This window comes from Alteromonas sp. CyTr2 (assembly GCF_947311905.1).
Lineage (GTDB): Bacteria > Pseudomonadota > Gammaproteobacteria > Enterobacterales > Alteromonadaceae > Alteromonas > Alteromonas macleodii.
On record NZ_CAMZMZ010000013.1, the window covers coordinates 1 to 21946 of the forward strand.

The following is a 21946-nucleotide window of genomic DNA, read 5'->3' on the forward strand; positions in this document are numbered from 1 at the left end:
TTCCGGCCATTTACTTTCTCCAGCTAAAGTTCAATTATATCCTTAACTGGACTGGTCAACTCAATTAAACCACCTCAAAGTGCGTGGAAAAATCCGAATTACTATGCCCAATGTATCGGCAAAACTGGTCTTAAATCGCGCAATTGCCGAGTTTTGCAATTTACACGAAGAGGTGGATGTAGAGCTTGCAATTACCAATCGCGTTACCAATATCATTGAAGAAGGCTACGATCTCGCCATTCGTACAGCACATCTTGAGGACTCCTCTCTTATTGCTAAACGCCTTATAGATTCAAAATGGATAGTATGCGCAAGCCCCACATATCTTAAAAACAAAAGCCGCCCAAATCATCCTGATGACTTAACTGAACATAATTGTTTAATTTACAAGTACGATAGCACTGGCCCAGACTTCTGGCCGTTTCATATTGAAGGAGAGCTTCACAACGTGCAAATTGGCGGGCGAATACAGTCAAATAACTTGGATGCGTTAAGGCAAGCCGCTATTGCAGGTGTGGGTGTAGCATTTCTTCCCAAGGCATTAGTGCATGAAGATATCGAAGATGGGGCGCTTTCGCCTTTACTTGTCGAGTACGTAACTAAGACTATGGGTATTTATGCCGTTTATCCTCGTTCGCGTCAGCCTGACAAAAAGCTAAAGCTACTGGTCAACTACCTTCAAGAGGCGTTTGGCAATAGAAGCGCCTATTTTTATTGATAAACATTGAAGTAATCTCCGTTTACATCAAAAACATGGCGCTAAACATAATTGAAGCGATCTTAAAACGCGAACTTAGCTGACGCTTGGATGTAATTGGAGTCAATGCTGTCTATGTTGTCATCATTGATAGAATAAGCACCAAACTCTAGGCCAACATCAAGACGCGGCGCTACCGTATCAATTACATTCACCGCCCAGTGCGAACGTTTGCGCCCCAAAATATCTGTTTTAGCTGCTCCATAAAATACAGTGCTGCGGAGGGTTTCGGTCCAAAAATGGCGATACGCTACGGTATAAGCCAGCGTACTTTCCGTTTCCAATGTTTGAGTTGCAGGATCCTCAACAACATCAGCAGTCATGCCGGCCGCAGCATACCGACCTGGCTTACCCGCGGTTAATTGAAAACGTAGATCATCTTTTGCAAAAAGTGGTATTTTGCCTGCGATATTTACTGCTGCTGTAACTTCTTCAACCCCTCCTTGATCGACAAGTCGTATTACAGAGCCGAAAGCATATTGCCCATATTGACTATCTAAATTGTATCGTACAACAAAGTCGGGCGTAGACTCATCAGGGTCAGCGGCTACACCTGTAAGCCCTACGGCATTGGCAGGTGCGTCGGTATCACCATCCCCAATGGTCTCTGGGCTTTCGATGGCAAATTGCCAGTTTCCAGAGGTGTATCTAACCTGAACTTGCCTTGCAAACACTTCTCCTACATGAGGACCACCAAAATCTAACGACTCAGGAATAACGTGAAGCGGCATAAAGGTGCTCCAGTTTTGCCCCGCACTCCAGTTCTTATAGGTGATGAAGAAGTGACGTAATCTCAAGTTAGTAGAGTTACTTACCGCTTCGTTACCGCCTCCGCCATACATATCGACTTCTATAAAAGTACTCACCTCCCCTATAGAAACGCCCATATTTAAGCGTGACTCTCCTACATTGAAACCTGTGTGTGATGTCTCTATTGCTTCCCCGCCAGGAAAATTACCAATCCAATAATCCTGATAAGCAATATCCCCTTCAACATGCCTGACATCTACTTTGGCATAACCTCCAACACTAACCTTAACGTGTTCGTTACCGACCTTCCCGTTGAACAACTCTATGCCGTGAGAAGGGTTAAGAATTAGCGCTAATGCACAAGCAGATAAGCGTAGGGTGTATTTGTTGTTTGTTTTCATTATTCGTCCTAATAGCTGAAACTATTTAACATGTCGTTAACGGGCGGATAATGTATTCGTTCGTGCTCAGAGGATAAACCGAGTTTAGAATATTAACTTTTTCCTAAATTCGCATAATCAGAGGTTTACTTTTTGAATGTTAATTGTGTAAAGAGATGAAGAATATTGAGCATAAATCGCTCAATAGAAAAATAATAAAAGGCTACTTGTTGCTAATACTATAAATGAAAGTAATGATATTGACTGAAGTGCCTTACCCCAACTTTGCAAAAACCAACTTAAACACAAAGACAAAGAAAACACGGTAAGTGCAGACATAATAGTATCTGCAGGCGAGAATGTCGCTTGATTTACACTCAATGCAAATACGGCAAAACCAGTACCTATGGCACCGACTGCGCTCACAATCATGCATAATATGAAATGCGCACAAAGCTTAGCTATATCTCGGGGCATTGAGCGCACAGAAACTACCCCTTCGTTTGAATTATATAACTGCATCGCAACCTCTTAACCCTCTCAACAATAAGTTAATGATAATCGTTATCATTATTAAATCAAGAAAATTAATTAGCTGTATTAGGAAAATTCATTAAACAAGAAAGCGTAATCTGTCGCTATTCGACCAGTGGCTTTTTGGTAAATCGTTTTTTGTTATGAAGCTGCCGATTAATGGTCTTTCGCGGAATCTACTGGCAATAAAAAAGGCACTGTCTCCAGTGCCTTTTGGTTTTAATTGCTGACAACGAAAAGTCCGCTGTCATCTGCATCAATACGAATGGTTGATTCCGGTATTAATTCGCCAGCGAGTAATTGATGCGCAAGTGGATTTTCCACCTGCACTTGTATCGCTCGCTTAAGCGGACGTGCGCCAAACACTGGGTCGAAGCCCGCGTCCGCCAATTTATCCATAGCCGCAGCAGACAGAGTAAGCTTATATCCTTTTTCTGCGAGCCTAGCGCGAAGTGAGGCAAGCTGAATTTTAGCAATAGATTTTATTTGCTCCTTCCCTAATGGATGGAATACCACAATATCATCGACGCGGTTGATGAACTCCGGTCTGAAGTGTTGCCCTACAACACTCATTACCGACGCTTTCATATCGTCATACTGACTTTCGTTGTGCTTATCTTGAATGATATCTGAACCTAAGTTGGACGTCATGATCACAACGGTATTTTTAAAATCTACAGTACGTCCTTGCCCGTCAGTCAACCGGCCGTCATCCAATACTTGAAGCAGAATATTGAATACATCTGGATGTGCCTTTTCAACCTCGTCCAACAAAATGACCGAGTATGGCTTGCGACGCACCGCTTCGGTTAAGTAGCCACCTTCCTCGTAGCCAACATAGCCAGGAGGTGCACCCACTAAGCGTGCTACCGAGTGTTTTTCCATAAACTCTGACATATCGATACGTACCATGGCATCTTCAGTATCGAACATAAAGCCTGCCAAGGCTTTGCAGAGCTCAGTTTTGCCCACGCCAGTTGGCCCTAAAAATAAGAATGAGCCAATAGGTCGATTTGGATCCGCAAGCCCAGCACGTGAACGGCGAATTGCGTTTGAAACAGCTTCAACCGCTTCTTCTTGTCCAACAACCCGTTTGTGAAGTACGTCTTCCATACGCAACAACTTCTCACGCTCGCCCTCAAGCATTCGCGCTACAGGTATACCCGTCCATCGAGAAAGCACATCTGCAATTTCAACGTCCGTCACTTTATTTTTAAGTAACGTCGTCTCGCGAGTTTCGTTTTCAGCCGCTTGCTCTAACTTTGCTTCAAGCTCTGGAATACGGCCGTACTGAAGTTCCGACATACGATTCAAATCAGATGCACGTCGCGCTATCTCCAAGTCAAGTTTAGCCTGCTCAAGCTCCCCTTTTATGGTTTGAGTGCCCTGCATGGCGTCTTTCTCATCCAGCCACACTTTCTCAAGCTCTGCGTACTTGGTTTCCGCTTGCTCACGCTCTAGCTCAATCATCTCAAGTCGCTTATGACTCGCATCATCTGTTTCTTTGGCCAGAGCTTGCTCTTCCAATTTTAGCTGGATGATACGACGCTCCAGACGATCCATCTCTTCGGGCTTGGAGTCTATTTGCAATCGAATGCTAGACGCAGCCTCGTCTATAAGATCAATGGCTTTGTCTGGCAATTGGCGGTCGCTAATATAACGATGCGACAAACTTGCCGCTGCAACGATAGCGGGATCAGTAATATCTACCGAGTGATGGAGCTCATAGCGCTCTTTTAAGCCACGCAGAATAGCAATAGTGTCTTCAACGCTTGGTTCTTCAACTAATACTTTTTGGAAACGACGTTCAAGTGCTGCGTCTTTTTCAATGTACTGACGATATTCATCCAGTGTTGTAGCACCAACGCAGTGAAGTTCACCACGGGCTAACGCAGGTTTAAGCATATTACCTGCATCCATCGCTCCATCGCCCTTCCCTGCACCTACCATGGTGTGCAGTTCGTCAACGAATAAGATCACGCGGCCTTCTTCTTTAGCCAGCTCATTAAGCACTGCTTTAAGGCGTTCTTCAAACTCACCGCGATATTTAGCTCCCGCCACTAACGCGCCCATATCAAGGGCAAGAACACGCTTGTTCTTTAAGCCCTCAGGCACTTCGCCATTAATGATGCGCTGAGCCAACCCTTCAACAATAGCCGTTTTACCTACACCCGGCTCACCAATGAGTACTGGGTTGTTTTTGGTTCGACGCTGCAGTACTTGAACAGTTCGGCGAATCTCATCGTCTCGACCAATGACCGGGTCGAGCTTGCCTTGTTCTGCTCGCTCGGTTAAATCTGTCGTGTATTTTTCAAGCGCTTGACGTACATCTTCAGCATTAGGATCCGTGACCTTCTGGCCACCACGCATGTCGTCTATTGCGCTTTCAATAGCTTCTTTAGTGATATTCAGGCTTTTGAGGATTTCCCCCAAGCGCCCTTTATCTTGTAGCGCCGCTAGAACAAAGATTTCTGAAGTGATGTATTCGTCTTTTCGCTGCTGCGCTATCTTGTCACAAAGATTTAGCAAAATGCCGCTGTCTTTACTTAATTGAACATCTCCCCCAATGCCTTCAATACGAGGTAGGCGCTCAATAGCTTGGCTCAGTGCTGAGCGTAGCGCATTTACATTGATGTTTGCTTGGTCAAGCAAAGGGCGTACTGACCCGCCTTGCTGATTTAGCATGGCAGTCATTAAATGGACAGGTTCAATGTATTGATGATCTCGCCCCAATGCGAGTGATTGAGCATCGGATATTGCGAGCTGAAATTTACTGGTAAATCTATCTAGTCTCATAATTTCAACCTAATTAATGAACAACTATACCTGCGGTAACACGCCGCAATTACGAACATTTTAACTCTCGCTGAGTGGGTAATGATCTATGCGGAATGGTATTCTTTATGTTCTAGTTATGTAGGCTGCTCAATTGCGATTCAAGTATGAGATTAAAAAGTTAGCCAAAAAGATAACAAATAATGTATGAAGTTTGATCTAGCGCAACTGTGTGATCAGACTAAAACTGCCGCCTTTTTTCGAAACAATTTAAAGCAGGCCTATTACGCTAACTATACGCCCAGTCGTGCGCTTGTTTTGATGCGTAGCTCTTCGATGGGAGTAAAAACGCTGTTCGTCAGTGTAAGTACACAAGTTACTTTGTGTAATACTCTCAACGCCAGCTTGCTGCAATTGCACCTGTGCCACTAGAGGTAGATCTAATAAGTACTTCCCTCTATCAGAGCTATTGGCAATGGCACCGTCTATATGGCGAAACTTACTCGCCAACTGTGCATCAACTTCGTAGCAGGGCCCGCTGATTGCAGGACCAACCCAAGCGATGAGTTTTTTTGCGTCGCTGCCAAAGTGTGAAACTGCACTTCCGATAATGTTAGTATCGAGACCTTTCCAACCAGCATGTACTGCCGCCACTTCTTGACCGCTTTCATCACACAATAAAATGGGCACGCAGTCTGCGGTCATTACCGCACAAAAATGCGATGTTGAAGAAGAATACGACGCATCAGCGGTGGTATCTGCGCTCGGCAATGACACCACGCGGTTGCTGTGCACTTGCTCCAACCATGTGATCTTTTCACTATGTGGAATTAGGCTTCTATTGGCTTTCACTAGTAGGAGGTCGTCCCCCACGTGGGCGCCAACGTTCAAACCTGCAAAATCACCTATGCTTGTACCTCCCATTCTTGTCGTTGTGTATGCAACAACATTTGCGGGACATGACCACGCTGGCGTAATCAAATCCAGCGTGGATGAAATAGGTGAATTCGCAGCTGACAATGTCATAAGTTCGCCTTACTCATTAAAGCATATCTTGTGGATTGTCCGCGGTGTCCTTTTTCACGGCTTTAAGCAAGTCCTGCATATCTTGAGGTAGGGGAGCTTTCCACGTCATCCACTCTTCAGTTTCAGGGTGAAACAGCGAGAGCTGTGCGGCGTGCAACGCCTGACGTTGGAATCCGCGAAGCGCAGCGATAAATTCTTCTGACGCCCCTTTAGGAAGACGAGGACGCCCGCCATAAACTTGGTCGCCAAGCAAAGGATGCTTAATGTGGGCCATGTGTACGCGGATTTGGTGCGTACGGCCAGTTTCAAGCTTCAAACGCAGGTGCGTGTATGCGCGAAATTTTTCGATAACACGAAAATGAGTGACCGCTGGCTTGCCCATTTCACGTACTGCCATATGCGTACGTTTTGTTGCGTGTCTACCAATAGGCGCATCTACAATACCACCAGCGACCATCGTACCTAAGGCAACGGCTTCATATTCACGACTCATTTCTCGACGTTGAAGTTGGTCAACAAGATGCGTTTGAGCAGGAATTGTTTTTGCTACTACCATTAACCCCGTCGTGTCTTTGTCAAGGCGATGGACAATGCCCGCACGTGGAACTTTGTCTATCTCTGGACAATGATTTAACAAGGCATTTAGCACGGTACCGCTTGGGTTTCCTGCACCTGGATGCACAACTAAATCTGCAGGTTTGTTTATGACTAGGATGTGTTCATCTTCATAAACAATGTTTAACGCGATGTCTTGCGCTTCGCTCGTTACTTGTACATCCATTTCGGCCTGTACAGTAACAAGTTCATCCATTTGCATTTTGTGGCGAGGCACGGTGATTACTTCACCGTTTACAGCAACATTCCCATCTTGGATCCAAGTTTTTAACTTAGAACGAGAATATTCAGGGAACAAATCAGCCAAAACCTGATCTAACCGTAAACCAAAATGCGCAGCTTCCGTTGAAGCTTCTAATTGTATTGTGTTCGGCGACTGTGTCATAACACCATTGATTACGTCTAAAAAAGGGTATTATAACAAGTATTCACGCTGTACACTGCCTTGTTTACGTTTTTGTATGGTTTTTCTCATCGTTAGTACGTTAGAATGCAATTAAAGTGTTGTTGTTTAACACATGAGCTTAGACAGCGAAGTATTAAAACTGTTTAGCAGGAAAATAGAATTATTATGAAATCATTTCGTCTACTGGCCCCCGTTTTATTGGGTGCTATGGTATCTGTCGCAGGATGTAGCTCTTCAGATAATGAAGAAAAAGCCGTATTAGCTAACATGGGTGCGCAGCAACTGTACGACAGAGCAAAGCAGAGCATGGAAGTAGGTAACTTCAGCGCTGCAGCACAAACGTTAAGCGCGCTAGATTCGCGCTACCCGTTCGGTCCCCTATCCCATCAGGTACAGCTAGACCTTATTTATAGCTATTATAAGTCAGGTAAAAACGAAGAAACGCTTGCCACTATCGACAGATTTATTCGTCTGAACCCAAACCATTCAGATGTTGATTACGCGTATTACATGCGTGGATTAACTAACATGGAATCAGATAGCAACCTTTTCCAAGAGTTAATGAATATTGACCGTACGGATAGAGACCCGTCGAAGTCTCGTGCTGCGTTTGAAGATTTCCGTAGACTGATTCAACAATATCCAGATAGCAAATATGCCGCAGATGCGAAACAGCGCATGGTTCATATTAAAGACCGCTTGGCTCGCTATGAAATCGCTATTGCACGTTTCTACATGAGACGCCAGGCTTATGTCGCTGCAGCAAACCGTGGTCGCTATGTTATAGAGCACTTCCCGAATACCACTCAAGTGCAACAAGCACTCGAAATTATGGTTTCAAGTTATGAGCAGCTTGGCCTAGATGAATTGCGTAACAATGCGATGAAGACACTAAAGCTTAACTACCCTGACAGCGAATTTATTAGCTAGATTTGGCTATTCTGTTTTGCTAGAGCTTTATGCAACCAATAAAAAAACGCACATTTGTGCGTTTTTTTGTATCTGGATGTCACATATTGAGCGTTCGCTTGATAGATTACTAGCGGAAAAACAAGTGACTAAAAGGGTTTAACAATCTTGCAAGGCCCGAAGTAAAGTGCAATGGCTGATCGACAATGCTAAATACAAGGCAGCCTTCTTTACCTTCGGATTTTGGCGTGTGCGTTTTATCACCATCCATGAAAATAAAGTCGCCGGTATCATAACGACTTAGCCCATCACTGAACTCACCATCAATGACTAATGTATATTCCGTTCCACGGTGCGTGTGCTCAGGTACACTACCACCACTTCCCATAAAGATAAAATTAGCTACACCTTGGTTTCCAAGGTCAACTGGCGCCTGCCACAGCTTCCCGACCAAACTTGACCAGTTACCTGTCTTATCGATGTAGCGGTGAAGTGTTCTGGGTAAAGTGAATACCCTTCCATCTAACTCGATGGTATTTGCGCTTGCCTGCGCCTGCAAGGCCGCCCGCCTCTTTACGGGCTCACGATACGCTGTGGGCTGTTCCATCAAAGCATTATTTTGTTTCGATGATGGGAGCTGCGTAATTTGGGATAGCATGTCACCAAACTGAAGCGACATTTCAGCTCTGTCGCTTGCCGATGAATTGGCGTTCGAAACCATTTGAGCAGCAAGACTTTCCGTTTCAATTTCAACAAAACGCTGACATTTTTCACACATGTCACAATGTGCAGAGACCATCAGTGATATAGCAGGTGACAATGTGCCCTCAACAAAATCTTTAAGTTGCTGGGCACTTGGGTGAAACCTAATCATTATCGTTTAACATGACCTTTAATCGTTGAAGTGCCAAACGTGTCCGCGACTTTACTGTACCTAATGGAATTGAAAGCTCATCGGAGACTTCTTGTTGTGACTTGCCATCAATATAGATAGCTTCAACCACTGCTTTCTGTTTTACAGGTAATGATTCGAACAAATGGCCAATCTGCTCTAAAGTAACTTGTTCGTCGAGTGGCGCCTCGTTTGCATCGGCTGTTTGCTCGCATAAAACTGGCCATAAATCGTCAGAACAAACATCCTCTTTCCTATTCCGCAGCTTTCGAAGCATATCAAAGCGGATGTTACGCGCAATTGTGAAAATCCACGTTGACGGAGAACCTTTTTCTGCATTGAACAGGTGCGCTTTCTGCCACACATTTGACATAGTATCTTGTACCAGTTCCATGGCCAGTGCCTCATTACCCATCTGTTTGAGTGCATAAGAGCGCAGCCGAGGCGCGAAATAGTTGAACACTCTTGCAAATGAGCGCTTGCATCGGGTGTCTGCAACCGCGACAAGGTAATCAGACATTTCAGTTGCACACTCTTTAGGCTTGATTGTGCTGTTGCTTTGTTCCAAAGGAATTCCAACTAACATAAGATTCGTCCGCTTTTCCGTTTTGGTTGTATCATTCTACGGCGTTATGACTTAAAACGTATGCGAAAATCGCTAATATTGGATTACGAATTTGTAATGTCTTTAACCGACTCAACGACTAAGCAATTAATGCAGAGAGATAGTTCAGTAAACTGGTACATTCTCTTTGCGCTAAAAAGTGCTGTTTTTGCGAGCCGTCTACTGGCAATAATTCTAACCACCGATTTAATACCCAATTAGGGCAATCAAACTTTGGTGATTCATAAAGCGATGCCAACTCTTCGTAATTTCCAAAAATTTCTTTAAGTCGCTCGTCCATAGGCGCTATTTGTTGAGGAGCCAAATCGCACTGCCAAGGTTCTAACACCTTGCAACTACCGGTACGAAGTCCATCTTTTTCAACTTCTATGCTACTCACCTCAACTAAATGAGAACCAGCAACCTTTATGCCAAGCAACCCATCATCGAGCATGTCGAAGTCAACAACCTGCGCATAAGTACCTATTTTATGAATATGCTCATTCAAATTTTTGTCACCATTAGCATTAAGCATACACATCACAAAGCCTTTATTTTCGGCACATGCCTGTTTGACCATTCGCACGTATCGCGGCTCAAAAATACGCAATGCCATTCTACCTTCCGGCAGAAGGTGCGCAGATAAAGGAAATAAAGGAAAACGTTCTACACTCATACTCAGCACTTCCGAAAACACGAAAATAATTACGCAAGTGAGAACAATTAGGATCGAATGGGAAAATTTTTCACATATAAATGGAAAAACATGATCTTTAGCACGACGATTAATGTAATTTAGTTTTTAAATAAAACATTAACAGATTTCATATCAGAGACTTGCAATTTGAACGTGAAAATAACCGCGAATTTTTTTAAGCGTCGACATTACCGATATGCAAATCTGATTTTGAATTATGAGTTAAGGAAAGGCCATGGACGTCATTGGACGCTTTTGTAAAATTTACACAGACATATGTCAAATTTCTCCAGACGACCTAGAACATATCTATGCCGACGACATACTGTTTATCGACCCAATCACTACACACCATGGCATTGATGAAGTAAAACGCTATTTTTCCAACTTATTGACGCAAGCCGAAAGCTGTAAGTTCGACATTGCGGACATTTTTACTTGCTCGCCCAATGGCACAGAAGAGCATCCATCAAGTCATTCAAAGGTTACCCATATCGCAAATTGGACGATGACCCTTACGCTGAAAGATAGTGATAAGCAAATTACGCTAGATGGCACCACGCAACTTGGTGTCAGCGATGACAGCATTATTTACCACAAAGATTATTACGACTTGGGCGAAATGGTCTATGAGCACGTACCCATCCTAGGTTTTGTCGTTAAAAAAATTAAAGGGAAGCTAGCAAAGTGAAAAGTATTCTAATTACTGGCGCCACATCGGGTATTGGTAAAGCATTAGCAATAACTGCTGCAAACAGCGGTTATCAAGTGATTGCCTGTGGTCGAAATGAAGACACACTCAACGAGCTAAGTAAGTACAATAATATTAGCGCATGCCAGTTCGATGTCACTGATCTTGACGATACTCGACGGGCGCTAACAACGGTTAAATTTGACATTGCTGTACTCAACGCTGGTACCTGCGAATATGTAGATATCGACGACTTCGAGCCAGACATGTTTCGCCGCGTATTCGAACCTAATTTCTTTGGCGTTGTTCATTGTGTAGACGCTCTTCTTCCACGACTTAAGCAAGGCGACAAGCTTGTGATTGTTGACAGCATGGCTCGCCTACTCCCTTTCACACGAACGCAAGCGTACGGTGCGAGCAAAGCTGCCCTACATTATTTTACTAAATCATTAGAAGTAGACCTTCACCACAAAGGCGTGAAAGTGCAAGCGGTGTCTCCTGGATTTGTAGAAACGCCCCTCACAGATAAAAACGATTTTGAAATGCCAATGAAAATTAGCGCTGAAGAAGCCGCTGACGCTATGCTTAAAGGAATAGAGGGCAACAAACAAACAGTTTTCTTCCCTCGGTTCTTTGGTTTTATTCTGCGCTTTATGCATATACTGCCAACCCCACTGCAAAAGCGATTGTCGTTGGCAATGAGAGAAAAACAATAAGAGAAGATGAATGAACAATAAGATTGCCATCATTGGCACAGGTATTTCTGGTTTGACCTGCGCGCACCTTCTAAATAGGCAGCACGACATCACAGTGTACGAAGCAAATGACTATATAGGTGGTCATACTGCAACGAAGAAAATAAGCGACAATGGGGAAACTTACCATATCGATACAGGCTTTATCGTTTTTAATGATTGGACCTACCCTAATTTTATAAAGCTCATTAATCAGTTAAATGTTGAGTATCAACCAACAGAGATGAGCTTCTCTGTAATGAGTAAAAAGGCAAACCTCGAATACAACGGCAATAACTTAAACAGTTTATTTGCACAGCGGCGTAATATTCTGAGGCCTAAATTTTGGCGCATCGTGAAAGACATATTGACGTTTAACAAAGCGTGTAAAGCGATGGTCGCAGAAAACCGTGATACTTCTTCACTTACGTTAGAAGACGTCATTAGAGAATTAAAACTCAGCGATGACTTTGCACGTTATTATATCTTGCCTATGTGCGCCGCAATTTGGTCCAGCAGCTTAGAGCAAACGAGAAAGTTTCCACTCACGTTCTTTTTGCAGTTTTTCAACAACCATGGCTTGCTCAATATTACCGACCGTCCTCAGTGGTACACAATTAAAGGTGGGTCAAGCCAATACATTCCGCCTTTAATCGCACCATTTGAGTCTAAGATAAAACTATCGACGGCCGTTCTGTCGGTAGCGAAAAGCGATGATAAGTGGCAGGTTACCGACTCTTCAGGCAACGCTGCGATGTATGATCATGTGGTATTTGCGTGCCACAGTGGCCAAGCGTTAAAAATGATTCACTCACCGACTTCGCTGCATCGAGATATCCTTGGAAATATCCCTTACGCAGAAAACGACGTGGTGATGCACAAAGATATTTCACAGCTGCCTAAAAGAAAATTAGCTTGGGCGAGTTGGAATTACAGCTTAAAAGAAGACGCAAGTGAGGAAGCCCGCCCCGCTTCTGTCACTTATAACATGAATATTCTTCAACGCCTTGAAGCACAAAGCACCTACTGTGTAACGTTAAATAATACGGCGGAAATAGACCAAAAGAGTATTCTTCGAAGCTATCAGTACGCACATCCGCAATACAGTGCCAGCATGGTCAACGCCCAAGCAAGAAGAAATGAAATTTGTGGCGTAGACAACTTACATTTTTGTGGAGCCTATTGGTATAACGGTTTTCATGAAGACGGCGTAACTAGCGCACTTGATGTTTGTTCTCGCTTTGGTGAAGCCCTGTGATAGAAAGTGCCATCTACAAGGGTAAGGTTTATCACCAACGGTTTAAGCCTACCCAGCATAAATTTGACTATGACATTTATTTATTTTGGCTAAAGCTTGAGAGCAACGAACTCGAAATCTTGTCCAGTTCGTTAAAACGCTTCTCTGCATACGACAAGGCTAGAGTGCGTTTCAAGCGTGAAGACTACTTAGGTGATCCCTCTTTTCCTCTAGGTCAGGCAGTAATAGACAGAATGACAGAGTTAAACGGAGGGAAGACGCTTCAAGGCGATGTCTTTATGCTGGGACAACTGCGTATGTGGGGGCTTTATTTCAGCCCGGTGAATTTCTATTACCTACGCAATGCCGAAGGTAAGTATACACATATGCTTGCCGAAGTAAGTAATACGCCGTGGAATGAGCGTCATCACTACCTTGTAAATCTAGATACTCAAGACGATACGCCAAAAGCTTTTCATGTTTCCCCGTTTAACCCAATGGATATGACCTACAAATGGTCGATATCGCAGCCGTCGGCTAGACTGTCACTTGCGATGGATTGTGTAAGAGACGACAAAGAGTTCAGTGCAGGGATTAATTTGACTAAATTTACTTTAGATAATGCGAATCTATCTGCGGCACTTAAACGTATACCCAGTATGACAATAAAAACAGTGGCTGGAATTTATTGGCACGCGCTTAAACTATTGCTTAAACGAACGCCACTGTATACACACCCAGAAAAAAGTCAGGAACAATAACAATGTCTTTTGGTGAATCTGTACTACTGACCACCTCAGAGGTCTCCTTTGTAGATAAAGCGTGTAGAACTCTATTCCTACAATGCTTAAAACAACTGCCTTTTGGCAGTTTAACCATTCAAGAAAACGGCGATGTCGTTGCGCGTTTCGGCACCGACGAAAGCGATTTGCGTGCAACGGTAAATATCAAGGATGTACAAGCCTATCGACGCTTATTGCTTGGCGGAAGTGTGGGCGCCGGAGAAGCATTCATGGATGGGTTATGGGACAGTGACGACGTAACAGCCGTGGTAAGAGTGTTTGCTAGGAATTTATCTACCCTTGACGAATGGGAGAATAAATTTAAATGGGTGACTATGCCCATCAACAAGATTCAACACTTTGCACGTCGAAATACAAAGGACCAAGCCAAGAAAAATATCGAGGCGCATTACGATCTGGGTAATAAGCTTTATACCCGCTTCCTTGACCCAACAATGATGTATTCGTCAGCCATATACCCAGATCCGAATGCAACTCTCAATGATGCACAAAATTACAAGCTCAAAGCCATTTGCGACAAGTTACAGCTTAGCGAAACCGATCATCTTCTAGAGATTGGCACGGGCTGGGGCGGGCTAGCCGTCTATGCTGCTAAGCATTATGGTTGCCGCGTAACGACCACTACCATTTCAGAAGAGCAGCATGCATGGGCAAAAGAATGGATTGCCCGAGAAGAACTTGAAAGCAAAATCACTTTGCTGAAAAAGGATTATCGCCTACTTGAAGGCAAGTACGATAAGCTCGTGTCTATCGAGATGATTGAAGCTGTAGGCAAACAATTTTTAAGAAATTTCTTTGAGAAATGCTCGTCACTTTTAAAAGACGACGGCCTAATGCTGCTTCAGTCAATAACCATTGATGACAGACGTTACGACAGCTATTCAAATAGTGTCGACTTTATTCAGAAATATATCTTTCCGGGGGGATTTTTACCTTCTCAGCACCAGCTTAACGCTCACCTGAAAAAGTACACTAATATGATGATTCGTGACTTACACGACATCGGGATTGACTATGCGAAAACATTGAACCATTGGTATGAAGCATTTATTTCTGCAAAAGATGAGCTTTTAAACGACGGTTATGACGAGCGTTTTATGCGAATGTGGACCTACTACCTGAAATATTGTGAAGGTGGTTTTTTAGAAAGAACAATCAGTACCGTTCAGCTTGTGATTTCAAAGCCTCATTACAGACTTGATTTGGCTCGTGTTTAACAACGCTAATTATCGATAGTAGTGACAAAAAAAGCGGCGCCCTTTGGCGCCGCTTTCTTGTTTGAAGCTGACACTAGGTCAAAGCACTACTCATCTACAACTGATATAGGCTTAGACAGCATTGGCTTACCCTGATTAATATTAATTTCAACGCGACGATTTTGCGCTCGGTCTGAAGGTGAAGTGGCATTTTCTACAATTGGATCGGTATCTGCCTTACCCACTACCGACATACGACTTTCGTCAAACCCTGGCGCGGTCCGCATGGCTTCAGCGACCGCTACAGCGCGCTGCGCTGACAAGTCCCAATTAGAACGATAGAGTTCATTAGCAATATGCTGACCGTCACTGTGCCCTGAAATTTCGATTTCTCCAGGCACATCCGCCAACAGCGTACCGATTTTTCTCAACACCGGTTGGAATTGGGGCTGCAAAAAGGCTGAGCCCGCCGAGAAGGAACCGTTCTCACGAATTCGAATGGTTAACTGCTGACCCAACGATTCCATTTCCACCGAACCATCTAGAATTTGTTTTTCTAATTGCTGCGCTACTTTTTTCATCAGTTCAGCCATTTGCGACTGATCGGTGCTTTGCTCAGCCGATGAAGACGACTCAGTAGCCGTTTGTTGAGATTGTCCGCCACGCTGCTCGCCGCGCTGCTTCTGCCTTCCGCCGGCAGAGTCTTCGTTACCAGCCTGAAATTCCAGCATTTGTTGGGTCATTTCGTTGGTTTGCTGCTGAATGGACTCAATAGGCGTAGGGTCAGGCTTGCCAGGTCGAAACTCCATTGCAATAACACTGGTACCCTTTGGAATATCTTTTACTTCAATTTTATTTTGCACACCAAAAGCAAACTTCATAGAGCCCGCAATTTGTTTAAACTTCAGTACGTCCATTTCCGAAAACGAAAGTAGCAGTACAAAGAAGCACATAAGCAACGACATCAGGTCTGCGAAGGTTCCCATCCAGGCTGGAAGCCCCTCGGGGGGACATTTTGGGCATTCTTCTTCGGCCATTACTCTTCCTCTGCGCTTCCGCGTTTACTCGCCGCAAGGTAGTTCTTTAATACCCCTTCGATAACACGTGGGTTCTGGCCGTCGGCAATACCCACAATACCGTCAAGAACAAGACTCTGGTTTAACTTCTCTTCACCGGCTCTTACCGCCAGTTTAAAGGCAATTGGCAAACACACGACGTTGGCAAAAAAGGCACCATAAAGCGTGGTTAATAGCGCTACCGCCATGGCAGGGCCGATGGCTTTAGGGTCATCCATGTTTGAAAGCATGGCAACCAGACCGATCAAAGTACCAATCATACCCATCGCTGGTGCTACGTCACCCATTCCTTTAAATATAGAAGCGCCGAACTCATGCCTTTCCGTTGTCATAGAAATATCTTTAGCTAACGTTTCTCTCACCACTTCAATGTCGTGACCGTCCACCAGCATGTCCACACCCTTCTGCATGAACTCATTTGAAATTTCCGCTTCTTCTAATGCCAGAAATCCGCCTTTTCGTGCAGCGTCTGCCATTTCAACAATCTTTTCGATAAGCTCTTCAGGCGTTTCGATTTTGAACATGAATGCTTTGCCAGCAACTTTACCCGCACTGAAGAATTGGCCCAACGTAAACTGAGATAGGACAACAAATAGTGTTCCCCCGAATACAATAAGTATTGATTGCACGTCGATGAACATGCCCAAGCTGCCGCCCAGAATCATAGCCATCACTATGAAACCAATGGCGCCCAACATACCTATGACGGTTGCTAAATCCACTCACTCTTCCCCATTTATGCGCAGTCAGTGCTGTTAGTGTACAAATACCCTATCGGCAAAAGATAGAAATACTAAAACGACATTATTGAAAAATATCACATTTATTTGTTTATTATGAAGTAGGTTCTATGCAAAAGCGCAGCTTTGTCTTTTTTCTAAACTAAAATACCTAGCGCTTTTTCAGCTCCTTACTTTTTCCTTCACAGTAAATAACACGGTTACTTCTGAAAGGTTAGTGAACCCTGCATCGAATATAGCACAATTTGCTTGTATGTTGCCTTTTGAACTGGATGAAAAAAAAGCTATGTTACTGTGATATAGGCGATATACGGACAAACCATTTGACCCTTGTGCAACCCTCGGTTAATGTGCGCGGTATACGTATTTTGGCCACTATATTGAGTGTTTTTATGACGACAGAAAAAGCATCAGCGTCTTTTGAAGAAACTTTATCAGAACTAGAAGCTATCGTTAACGAAATGGAAAGCGGTGATCTGCCTCTTAATAAAGCACTAGAAAAATTTGAGCGCGGTATAGCACTTTCCCGCCAAGGCCAACAATCTCTTGAAAACGCCGAGCAAAAAGTAAAGATACTGCTCAGTGAACAAGGCGAAGAAACGCTCCATCCTCTTCCTGAAAGTGAACAGCCATAAATCGTTCATTTTTAACTAACAGGCAATCTATGAATTTTTCTGCTTTGCATCAGCAAGTTAAACAGCAAACTGATGCATCTCTTCTTACATTAATTGACGAATTACCCGATTACGCGCCGCGCTTGAAAGACGCAATGCGTCACGCCTTACTTGCTGGCGGTAAACGGATGCGGCCACTACTTGTTCAAGTAGTAGGTAACACCCTAGACGTGCCCAAAAAAGACCAAATGGCTATTAGTATGGCCATTGAATGTGTGCACGCCTACTCGTTAGTCCACGACGATTTACCAGCCATGGACGACGACGACTTGCGCCGCGGTATGCCAACCTGCCATATTGCCTTTGATGAGGCTACCGCTATTTTAGCTGGCGATGCGCTGCAGGCACTTGCATTTACAGTGTTAGCTGATGCGCCATTAAGCACGTATGCTGAAACAAAGCGTAGCCAGTTACTGTCTGTACTTGCGAAAAGTGCGGGTTACATAGGTATGTGCGGTGGGCAAGCTATCGATTTAGCCAGCACCGGCAAAACCATCTCGCTAGAAGAACTAAAACAGCTGCATAGATTGAAAACCGGTGCATTGTTAAAAGCCTGCGTTGAAATGGTCGCCATTGTTAGTGAAGGCTTACTGCCTCAAACTAAAATTGACTTAATGGCTTATGCCGCGGATATTGGGCTAGCTTTCCAAGTTCAAGACGATATTTTAGATGTGGAAGGCAGTAGCGAAAAATTAGGTAAGCCCGCGGGGTCAGACGAAGCGTTAGGGAAAAATACCTTTCCAGCCAAACTTGGTATTACAGGCGCTAAACAAGAATTAGAAATGCTTCACGATAATGCACTTCAAGCATTGGCGCGTTTACCCTACAATACTGACAGTTTAATTGCGTTTAGCGAGCTTTTGGTAAAACGCGACCATTAGCCACGCGCCATGTTGAAAAAGATAATAAGTACATGAGTTTAGATCTCCAACATTACCCAACGCTTGCGCTTGCGCAAACACCCGATAAATTGAGGCAGTTGCCCCAAGACAAATTACGCGAGCTCGCCGATGAGTTGCGTGAGTACTTACTTAACAGCGTAAGCCAAACTAGTGGGCACTTTGCATCTGGTTTAGGCACAGTGGAACTGACCGTCGCTTTGCACTATGTGTACGACACCCCCTTCGATCGACTGCTGTGGGATGTAGGTCACCAAGCTTATCCGCACAAAATCCTTACAGGTCGTGCAGAGCGCATGAGCACCATTCGCCAAAAGAATGGTCTGCACCCTTTCCCATGGCCGCCTGAGAGCGACTACGACACCTTTGCAGTTGGTCATTCGTCTACATCGATTAGTGCAGGGCTGGGCATGGCTGTGGCTGCCGAAAAAGAAGGCAAAAACAGAAAGGTTGTAGCGGTAATTGGCGACGGTGCTATGACCGCTGGTATGGCGTTTGAAGCCCTTAATCACGCTGGTGATATCAAGAAAGACATGGTAGTTGTACTTAACGACAACGAAATGTCTATTTCTGAAAACGTAGGTGCGTTGAACAGTCACTTAGCTCGCTTGCTTACAGGCAACTTTTTCAACTCTATACGCGATGGCGGCAAAAAGCTGCTAAGCAATGTACCTCCTATTAAGGAGTTTGCCAGCCGTGCAGAAGAACACATTAAAGGCATGGTTGTCCCGGGCACGATATTTGAAGAGCTTGGCTTTAACTACATTGGCCCTATCGATGGCCACGACGTAAATGGTGTTGTCGATACGCTACGCAATATGCGCAAGTTTGACGGCCCGCAGCTACTTCACGTAGTCACCAAGAAAGGTAAAGGTTACGCGGTTGCTGAACAAGACCCTATCAAGTTCCACGCGGTACCAAAATTCAATCCGGCTGACAATGCTTTGCCAAAATCTAAGCCTTCAGCCCCTACCTACTCTGCAATCTTTGGGAAATGGCTGTGTGATATGGCGGCACAAGACCCTATGCTAATGGCGGTAACGCCAGCCATGCGCGAAGGTTCAGGCATGGTTGAGTTTTCTCAGCGTTTTCCAGAGCAGTATTTCGATGTTGCGATTGCTGAACAGCACGCGGTGACCTTTGGCGCAGGCCTTGCCAAAGACGGTATGAATGCGGTTGTTGCTATTTATTCGTCGTTCCTGCAGCGCGCCTACGACCAGCTCATTCACGATGTGGCGATTCAAGACTTACCCGTATTGTTTGCCATTGATAGAGCCGGTATTGTTGGCGCAGATGGCCCTACTCACCAGGGGGCGTTTGATATCGCTTTCCTGCGCTGTATTCCGAATATGGTGGTTATGGCGCCTTCAGATGAAAATGAATGTCGTCAAATGCTCTACACGGGTCACAAGCTACAAAAACCAGCTGCTGTTCGTTACCCTCGCGGTGCTGGCATGGGTGTCACGCCTGACGAAGCTATGACAGAGCTTGAGATTGGTAAATCTCGTACGTGTCGAGAATCATCAAAAGGCAAGTCTGAAAGTATCGCCATTTTAAACTTTGGCTGCCTACTGCCCTACGCGCTTGAAGCTGCAGAGGCGATTGACGCTACCGTTATCGACATGCGTTTCATTAAGCCGTTAGACGGCGACGCAGTATTAAAAGCTGCCAGTGAGCACAGTGCACTTATTACGTTGGAAGACGGCTGTATTATGGGTGGAGCTGGTAGTGCCGTACTAGAACACTTGCAGCAAAATGGCGTATTAAAAGCGGTGAAGATGTTAGGGCTGCCTGATAGTTTCATACTGCAAGGCACACAGCAAGAAATGTACAAAGAGCACGGCCTTGACGCTAAAGGTATTATTACAGCGGCTAGCAGTTTAAGCGCTAACTAATTGAGCTTTAAAATCACCACTAAGACATTAAAAAGCCCGCTATTTTGCGGGCTTTTTCGTAAATAGTTTGCTCACCGTCAACTGGCTTTCCTTTGAGGTAAGTCTAACAAAATGGCGGCGAATATTCGTAATGAATTAAAACAAAGCCAATGCGGCAGGCCAAAACGCTATTAATAAATGTAGACAACCGCATGCCATGGCGCCAGCGATAAGATCGTCAAGCATAATACCTGTACCGCCGTGTAAGCGCTTATCGATAATACCTATTGGCCAAGGCTTTAAGATATCGAAAAGCCTGAATAGAATAAAACCTACAAGCAAAGAGGACGCTGAAATAGGTACAAACAGAAAGGTCACAAACATGCCCGCTATTTCATCCCACACAATAGAGCCGTGATCGTGAACCTGCATATCGTCAGCAGTCTTGCCACACAGGTAAATGCCTACAACTGAGAATATCAGCGTAAGCGCGATAAAGGAAATTAGGGAAATCTGGCTACAGGCAATAAGTAGGGGCAACGCAGCAAGTGAGCCAAAGGTTCCCGGCATGAAAGGAATAAGTCCACTGCCAAAGCCTAGTGCGAGAAAATGCACGGGATTTTTCATACTCACTCTAGCGCGAAACTCAGCCTGCATGCTTTTTCCTTTTTATTGCTTTTGTCGGACAAATAGGCCGCCTAAAAGGCGTGCTCGTAACCTGACACGTTAACAGGTGTGTACTTTTCGTTGTCTTTGAGTAATGAAAGTGTGCCGTTATGACCGGTTAATTGGCCAATACATGTGGCTTTCACGTTTGTGCTTGCCAACGAGGTTTCAAGACTTCCGCGCTGCTCTTCACTTACAGTGAAAATAAGCTCATAGTCATCGCCTGCAGACAGCGCGTATTCGATAGCTTGCTCTGGTGTAACCGCGCTTGTTAATGCTCGTGACAACGGTAAACGCTCTACATGAACATTTGCACCGCAATTAGACGCTTTTAGGATATGACCTAAATCTGAAATTAAACCATCAGAGATATCAATGCACGACGTTGCAATACGTCGGATAGCTGTGCCCACCGCTACGCGAGGAGTTGGGAAGTAATGACGATTTACCAAGACATCTTTCGCTTCACCACTTACACTCAGCTTATTTTGCAGGATGTCTAAACCTGCACCCGCGTCACCAAGCGTTCCTGTGACATAAAGCCAATCACCCGGCTTAGCGCCGCTACGCGTTAGCTCAGAACCCGGCGGTATAAAGCCTTGAGCTGTAATCGTGAACGCCATTGGGCCTTTAACCGTATCGCCACCGATAAGCTGTACAGAATAGTACTGAGTTAGCTCATAAAGGCCCGAAACAAAGTCATCTAGCCAAGCTTCGTCCACTTCCGGTAATGACAGAGATAAGCTAATCCACGCTGGCTCTGCGCCCATTGCGGCAAGGTCGCTTAAGTTTACCGCCACTGTTTTATACGCAACAGACTTCGCCGGTGCGTCTTTCAAAAAGTGCACACCTGCAACCAGGGTATCTGTGGTAACGGCAAGCTGTTGGTTTTCAGGAACCGTTGTTACAGCACAGTCATCACCAATACCAATAACAACGTCTTTGCGTTTGTGGCCGCTGTTTGAAAAGTAGCGGCCGATAAGATCAAATTCTTTCACGGTAATTTTTAAA

22 protein-coding genes are annotated in these 21946 nt (G+C 44.6%); 10 read left to right on the forward strand and 12 right to left on the reverse strand.

Annotated features, from left to right (window positions below):
• Positions 1 to 79 precede the first annotated feature (79 nt).
• Positions 80 to 718: a substrate binding domain-containing protein gene (locus QME20_RS09025; RefSeq protein ID WP_281715811.1), complete on the forward strand. Its 639-nt coding sequence runs from the start codon at positions 80 to 82 to the stop codon at positions 716 to 718.
• Positions 719 to 780: 62 nt separating this feature from the next.
• Here the strand turns inward: QME20_RS09025 and QME20_RS09030 are convergent, their stop codons facing one another.
• The 5 genes from QME20_RS09030 to rluD form a co-directional block, all read right to left on the reverse strand.
• A complete protein-coding gene (locus QME20_RS09030) occupies positions 781 to 1908 on the reverse strand; it encodes a DcaP family trimeric outer membrane transporter (RefSeq protein WP_014976971.1) in 1128 nt (375 codons plus the stop codon).
• A gap of 180 nt (positions 1909 to 2088) precedes the next feature.
• On the reverse strand, positions 2089 to 2409 hold the full coding sequence (locus QME20_RS09035) for a hypothetical protein (RefSeq protein ID WP_281715812.1): 321 nt from the start codon (positions 2407 to 2409) through the stop codon (positions 2089 to 2091).
• A gap of 231 nt (positions 2410 to 2640) precedes the next feature.
• Positions 2641 to 5217 (reverse strand): ATP-dependent chaperone ClpB, encoded by a 2577-nt coding sequence (gene clpB, locus QME20_RS09040; protein WP_014950068.1) that lies wholly within the window; start codon positions 5215 to 5217, stop codon positions 2641 to 2643.
• A 249-nt stretch (positions 5218 to 5466) separates the two neighbouring features.
• Positions 5467 to 6222, reverse strand: a complete 756-nt coding sequence (pgeF, locus tag QME20_RS09045; RefSeq protein WP_281715813.1) for a peptidoglycan editing factor PgeF — start codon at positions 6220 to 6222, stop codon at positions 5467 to 5469.
• Between the two features lie 16 nt (positions 6223 to 6238).
• Positions 6239 to 7222, reverse strand: a complete 984-nt coding sequence (rluD, locus tag QME20_RS09050; protein ID WP_014950071.1) for a 23S rRNA pseudouridine(1911/1915/1917) synthase RluD — start codon at positions 7220 to 7222, stop codon at positions 6239 to 6241.
• Positions 7223 to 7408: 186 nt separating this feature from the next.
• Between rluD and QME20_RS09055 the strand changes: the two genes are divergently transcribed.
• Positions 7409 to 8173: an outer membrane protein assembly factor BamD gene (locus QME20_RS09055; protein ID WP_014950072.1), complete on the forward strand. Its 765-nt coding sequence runs from the start codon at positions 7409 to 7411 to the stop codon at positions 8171 to 8173.
• Positions 8174 to 8282: 109 nt separating this feature from the next.
• Here QME20_RS09055 and QME20_RS09060 read toward each other — a convergent pair whose 3' ends face one another.
• The 3 genes from QME20_RS09060 to QME20_RS09070 all read right to left on the reverse strand — a co-directional run bounded on the left by QME20_RS09060 (position 8283) and on the right by QME20_RS09070 (position 10324).
• Positions 8283 to 9026, reverse strand: coding sequence for a ChrR family anti-sigma-E factor (locus tag QME20_RS09060; RefSeq protein ID WP_075177093.1), 744 nt, complete (start codon positions 9024 to 9026; stop codon positions 8283 to 8285).
• Complete coding sequence (locus QME20_RS09065; protein ID WP_049586614.1) at positions 9019 to 9630, reverse strand: sigma-70 family RNA polymerase sigma factor; 612 nt, start codon at positions 9628 to 9630, stop codon at positions 9019 to 9021. Before QME20_RS09065 ends, QME20_RS09060 begins: the two co-directional genes overlap by 8 nt.
• A gap of 118 nt (positions 9631 to 9748) precedes the next feature.
• On the reverse strand, positions 9749 to 10324 hold the full coding sequence (locus QME20_RS09070) for an LON peptidase substrate-binding domain-containing protein (RefSeq protein WP_014950075.1): 576 nt from the start codon (positions 10322 to 10324) through the stop codon (positions 9749 to 9751).
• A 256-nt stretch (positions 10325 to 10580) separates the two neighbouring features.
• Here QME20_RS09070 and QME20_RS09075 point away from each other — a divergent pair, with 256 nt between their 5' ends.
• Genes QME20_RS09075 through QME20_RS09095 form a run of 5 tightly spaced genes read left to right on the forward strand, consistent with a single transcriptional unit; the run spans position 10581 to position 15027 of the window.
• Positions 10581 to 11036 carry a nuclear transport factor 2 family protein gene (locus QME20_RS09075; RefSeq protein ID WP_049586611.1) on the forward strand — a complete coding sequence of 152 codons (456 nt, stop codon included), beginning with the start codon at positions 10581 to 10583 and terminating at the stop codon, positions 11034 to 11036.
• A complete protein-coding gene (locus QME20_RS09080) occupies positions 11033 to 11752 on the forward strand; it encodes an SDR family NAD(P)-dependent oxidoreductase (protein WP_049586609.1) in 720 nt (239 codons plus the stop codon). The genes QME20_RS09075 and QME20_RS09080 overlap by 4 nt, the downstream gene beginning before the upstream one ends.
• A 10-nt stretch (positions 11753 to 11762) precedes the next feature.
• The gene (locus QME20_RS09085) at positions 11763 to 13028 is read left to right on the forward strand and encodes an FAD-dependent oxidoreductase (RefSeq protein ID WP_049586608.1); all 1266 of its coding nucleotides are present in this window, start codon (positions 11763 to 11765) and stop codon (positions 13026 to 13028) included.
• Positions 13025 to 13768 carry a DUF1365 domain-containing protein gene (locus QME20_RS09090; RefSeq protein ID WP_080986395.1) on the forward strand — a complete coding sequence of 248 codons (744 nt, stop codon included), beginning with the start codon at positions 13025 to 13027 and terminating at the stop codon, positions 13766 to 13768. The genes QME20_RS09085 and QME20_RS09090 overlap by 4 nt, the downstream gene beginning before the upstream one ends.
• A gap of 2 nt (positions 13769 to 13770) precedes the next feature.
• Complete coding sequence (locus QME20_RS09095) at positions 13771 to 15027, forward strand: cyclopropane-fatty-acyl-phospholipid synthase family protein (protein ID WP_049586606.1); 1257 nt, start codon at positions 13771 to 13773, stop codon at positions 15025 to 15027.
• Between the two features lie 86 nt (positions 15028 to 15113).
• Here QME20_RS09095 and QME20_RS09100 read toward each other — a convergent pair whose 3' ends face one another.
• Positions 15114 to 16043 carry a flagellar motor protein MotB gene (locus QME20_RS09100; RefSeq protein ID WP_014950081.1) on the reverse strand — a complete coding sequence of 310 codons (930 nt, stop codon included), beginning with the start codon at positions 16041 to 16043 and terminating at the stop codon, positions 15114 to 15116.
• The gene (gene pomA, locus QME20_RS09105) at positions 16043 to 16804 is read right to left on the reverse strand and encodes a flagellar motor protein PomA (RefSeq protein ID WP_014950082.1); all 762 of its coding nucleotides are present in this window, start codon (positions 16802 to 16804) and stop codon (positions 16043 to 16045) included. The genes QME20_RS09100 and pomA overlap by 1 nt, the downstream gene beginning before the upstream one ends.
• A 410-nt stretch (positions 16805 to 17214) precedes the next feature.
• On the opposite strand from pomA, the gene xseB reads away from it, so the two are divergent.
• The 3 genes from xseB to dxs are packed head-to-tail and all read left to right on the forward strand — an operon-like array spanning position 17215 to position 20290.
• Complete coding sequence (xseB, locus tag QME20_RS09110) at positions 17215 to 17457, forward strand: exodeoxyribonuclease VII small subunit (protein WP_014976981.1); 243 nt, start codon at positions 17215 to 17217, stop codon at positions 17455 to 17457.
• Positions 17458 to 17486: 29 nt separating this feature from the next.
• Positions 17487 to 18377 carry a farnesyl diphosphate synthase gene (locus QME20_RS09115; protein WP_014950084.1) on the forward strand — a complete coding sequence of 297 codons (891 nt, stop codon included), beginning with the start codon at positions 17487 to 17489 and terminating at the stop codon, positions 18375 to 18377.
• A gap of 32 nt (positions 18378 to 18409) precedes the next feature.
• Positions 18410 to 20290 carry a 1-deoxy-D-xylulose-5-phosphate synthase gene (gene dxs / locus QME20_RS09120; RefSeq protein ID WP_281715814.1) on the forward strand — a complete coding sequence of 627 codons (1881 nt, stop codon included), beginning with the start codon at positions 18410 to 18412 and terminating at the stop codon, positions 20288 to 20290.
• A 135-nt stretch (positions 20291 to 20425) separates the two neighbouring features.
• Here the strand turns inward: dxs and QME20_RS09125 are convergent, their stop codons facing one another.
• Both QME20_RS09125 and thiL read right to left on the reverse strand, forming a co-directional pair.
• Positions 20426 to 20926 (reverse strand): phosphatidylglycerophosphatase A, encoded by a 501-nt coding sequence (locus QME20_RS09125; protein WP_187446180.1) that lies wholly within the window; start codon positions 20924 to 20926, stop codon positions 20426 to 20428.
• A 41-nt stretch (positions 20927 to 20967) separates the two neighbouring features.
• Entirely contained in the window at positions 20968 to 21933 is a 966-nt protein-coding gene (thiL, locus tag QME20_RS09130; RefSeq protein WP_014950086.1) for a thiamine-phosphate kinase, read from the reverse strand.
• Positions 21934 to 21946 lie beyond the last annotated feature (13 nt).

Excerpts from the sequence above, each read along its gene's own strand:
- QME20_RS09030 (WP_014976971.1), bottom strand. The coding sequence starts at position 1,908 with ATGAAAACAAACAACAAATACACCCTACGCTTATCTGCTTGTGCATTA.
- QME20_RS09035 (WP_281715812.1), bottom strand. The coding sequence starts at position 2,409 with ATGCAGTTATATAATTCAAACGAAGGGGTAGTTTCTGTGCGCTCAATG.
- clpB (WP_014950068.1), bottom strand. The coding sequence starts at position 5,217 with ATGAGACTAGATAGATTTACCAGTAAATTTCAGCTCGCAATATCCGAT.
- pgeF (WP_281715813.1), bottom strand. The coding sequence starts at position 6,222 with ATGACATTGTCAGCTGCGAATTCACCTATTTCATCCACGCTGGATTTG.
- rluD (WP_014950071.1), bottom strand. The coding sequence starts at position 7,222 with ATGACACAGTCGCCGAACACAATACAATTAGAAGCTTCAACGGAAGCT.
- QME20_RS09055 (WP_014950072.1), top strand. The coding sequence starts at position 7,409 with ATGAAATCATTTCGTCTACTGGCCCCCGTTTTATTGGGTGCTATGGTA.
- QME20_RS09060 (WP_075177093.1), bottom strand. The coding sequence starts at position 9,026 with ATGATTAGGTTTCACCCAAGTGCCCAGCAACTTAAAGATTTTGTTGAG.
- QME20_RS09065 (WP_049586614.1), bottom strand. The coding sequence starts at position 9,630 with ATGTTAGTTGGAATTCCTTTGGAACAAAGCAACAGCACAATCAAGCCT.
- QME20_RS09070 (WP_014950075.1), bottom strand. The coding sequence starts at position 10,324 with ATGAGTGTAGAACGTTTTCCTTTATTTCCTTTATCTGCGCACCTTCTG.
- QME20_RS09075 (WP_049586611.1), top strand. The coding sequence starts at position 10,581 with ATGGACGTCATTGGACGCTTTTGTAAAATTTACACAGACATATGTCAA.
- QME20_RS09085 (WP_049586608.1), top strand. The coding sequence starts at position 11,763 with ATGAACAATAAGATTGCCATCATTGGCACAGGTATTTCTGGTTTGACC.
- QME20_RS09095 (WP_049586606.1), top strand. The coding sequence starts at position 13,771 with ATGTCTTTTGGTGAATCTGTACTACTGACCACCTCAGAGGTCTCCTTT.
- QME20_RS09100 (WP_014950081.1), bottom strand. The coding sequence starts at position 16,043 with ATGGCCGAAGAAGAATGCCCAAAATGTCCCCCCGAGGGGCTTCCAGCC.
- xseB (WP_014976981.1), top strand. The coding sequence starts at position 17,215 with ATGACGACAGAAAAAGCATCAGCGTCTTTTGAAGAAACTTTATCAGAA.
- QME20_RS09115 (WP_014950084.1), top strand. The coding sequence starts at position 17,487 with ATGAATTTTTCTGCTTTGCATCAGCAAGTTAAACAGCAAACTGATGCA.
- dxs (WP_281715814.1), top strand. The coding sequence starts at position 18,410 with ATGAGTTTAGATCTCCAACATTACCCAACGCTTGCGCTTGCGCAAACA.
- QME20_RS09125 (WP_187446180.1), bottom strand. The coding sequence starts at position 20,926 with ATGCAGGCTGAGTTTCGCGCTAGAGTGAGTATGAAAAATCCCGTGCAT.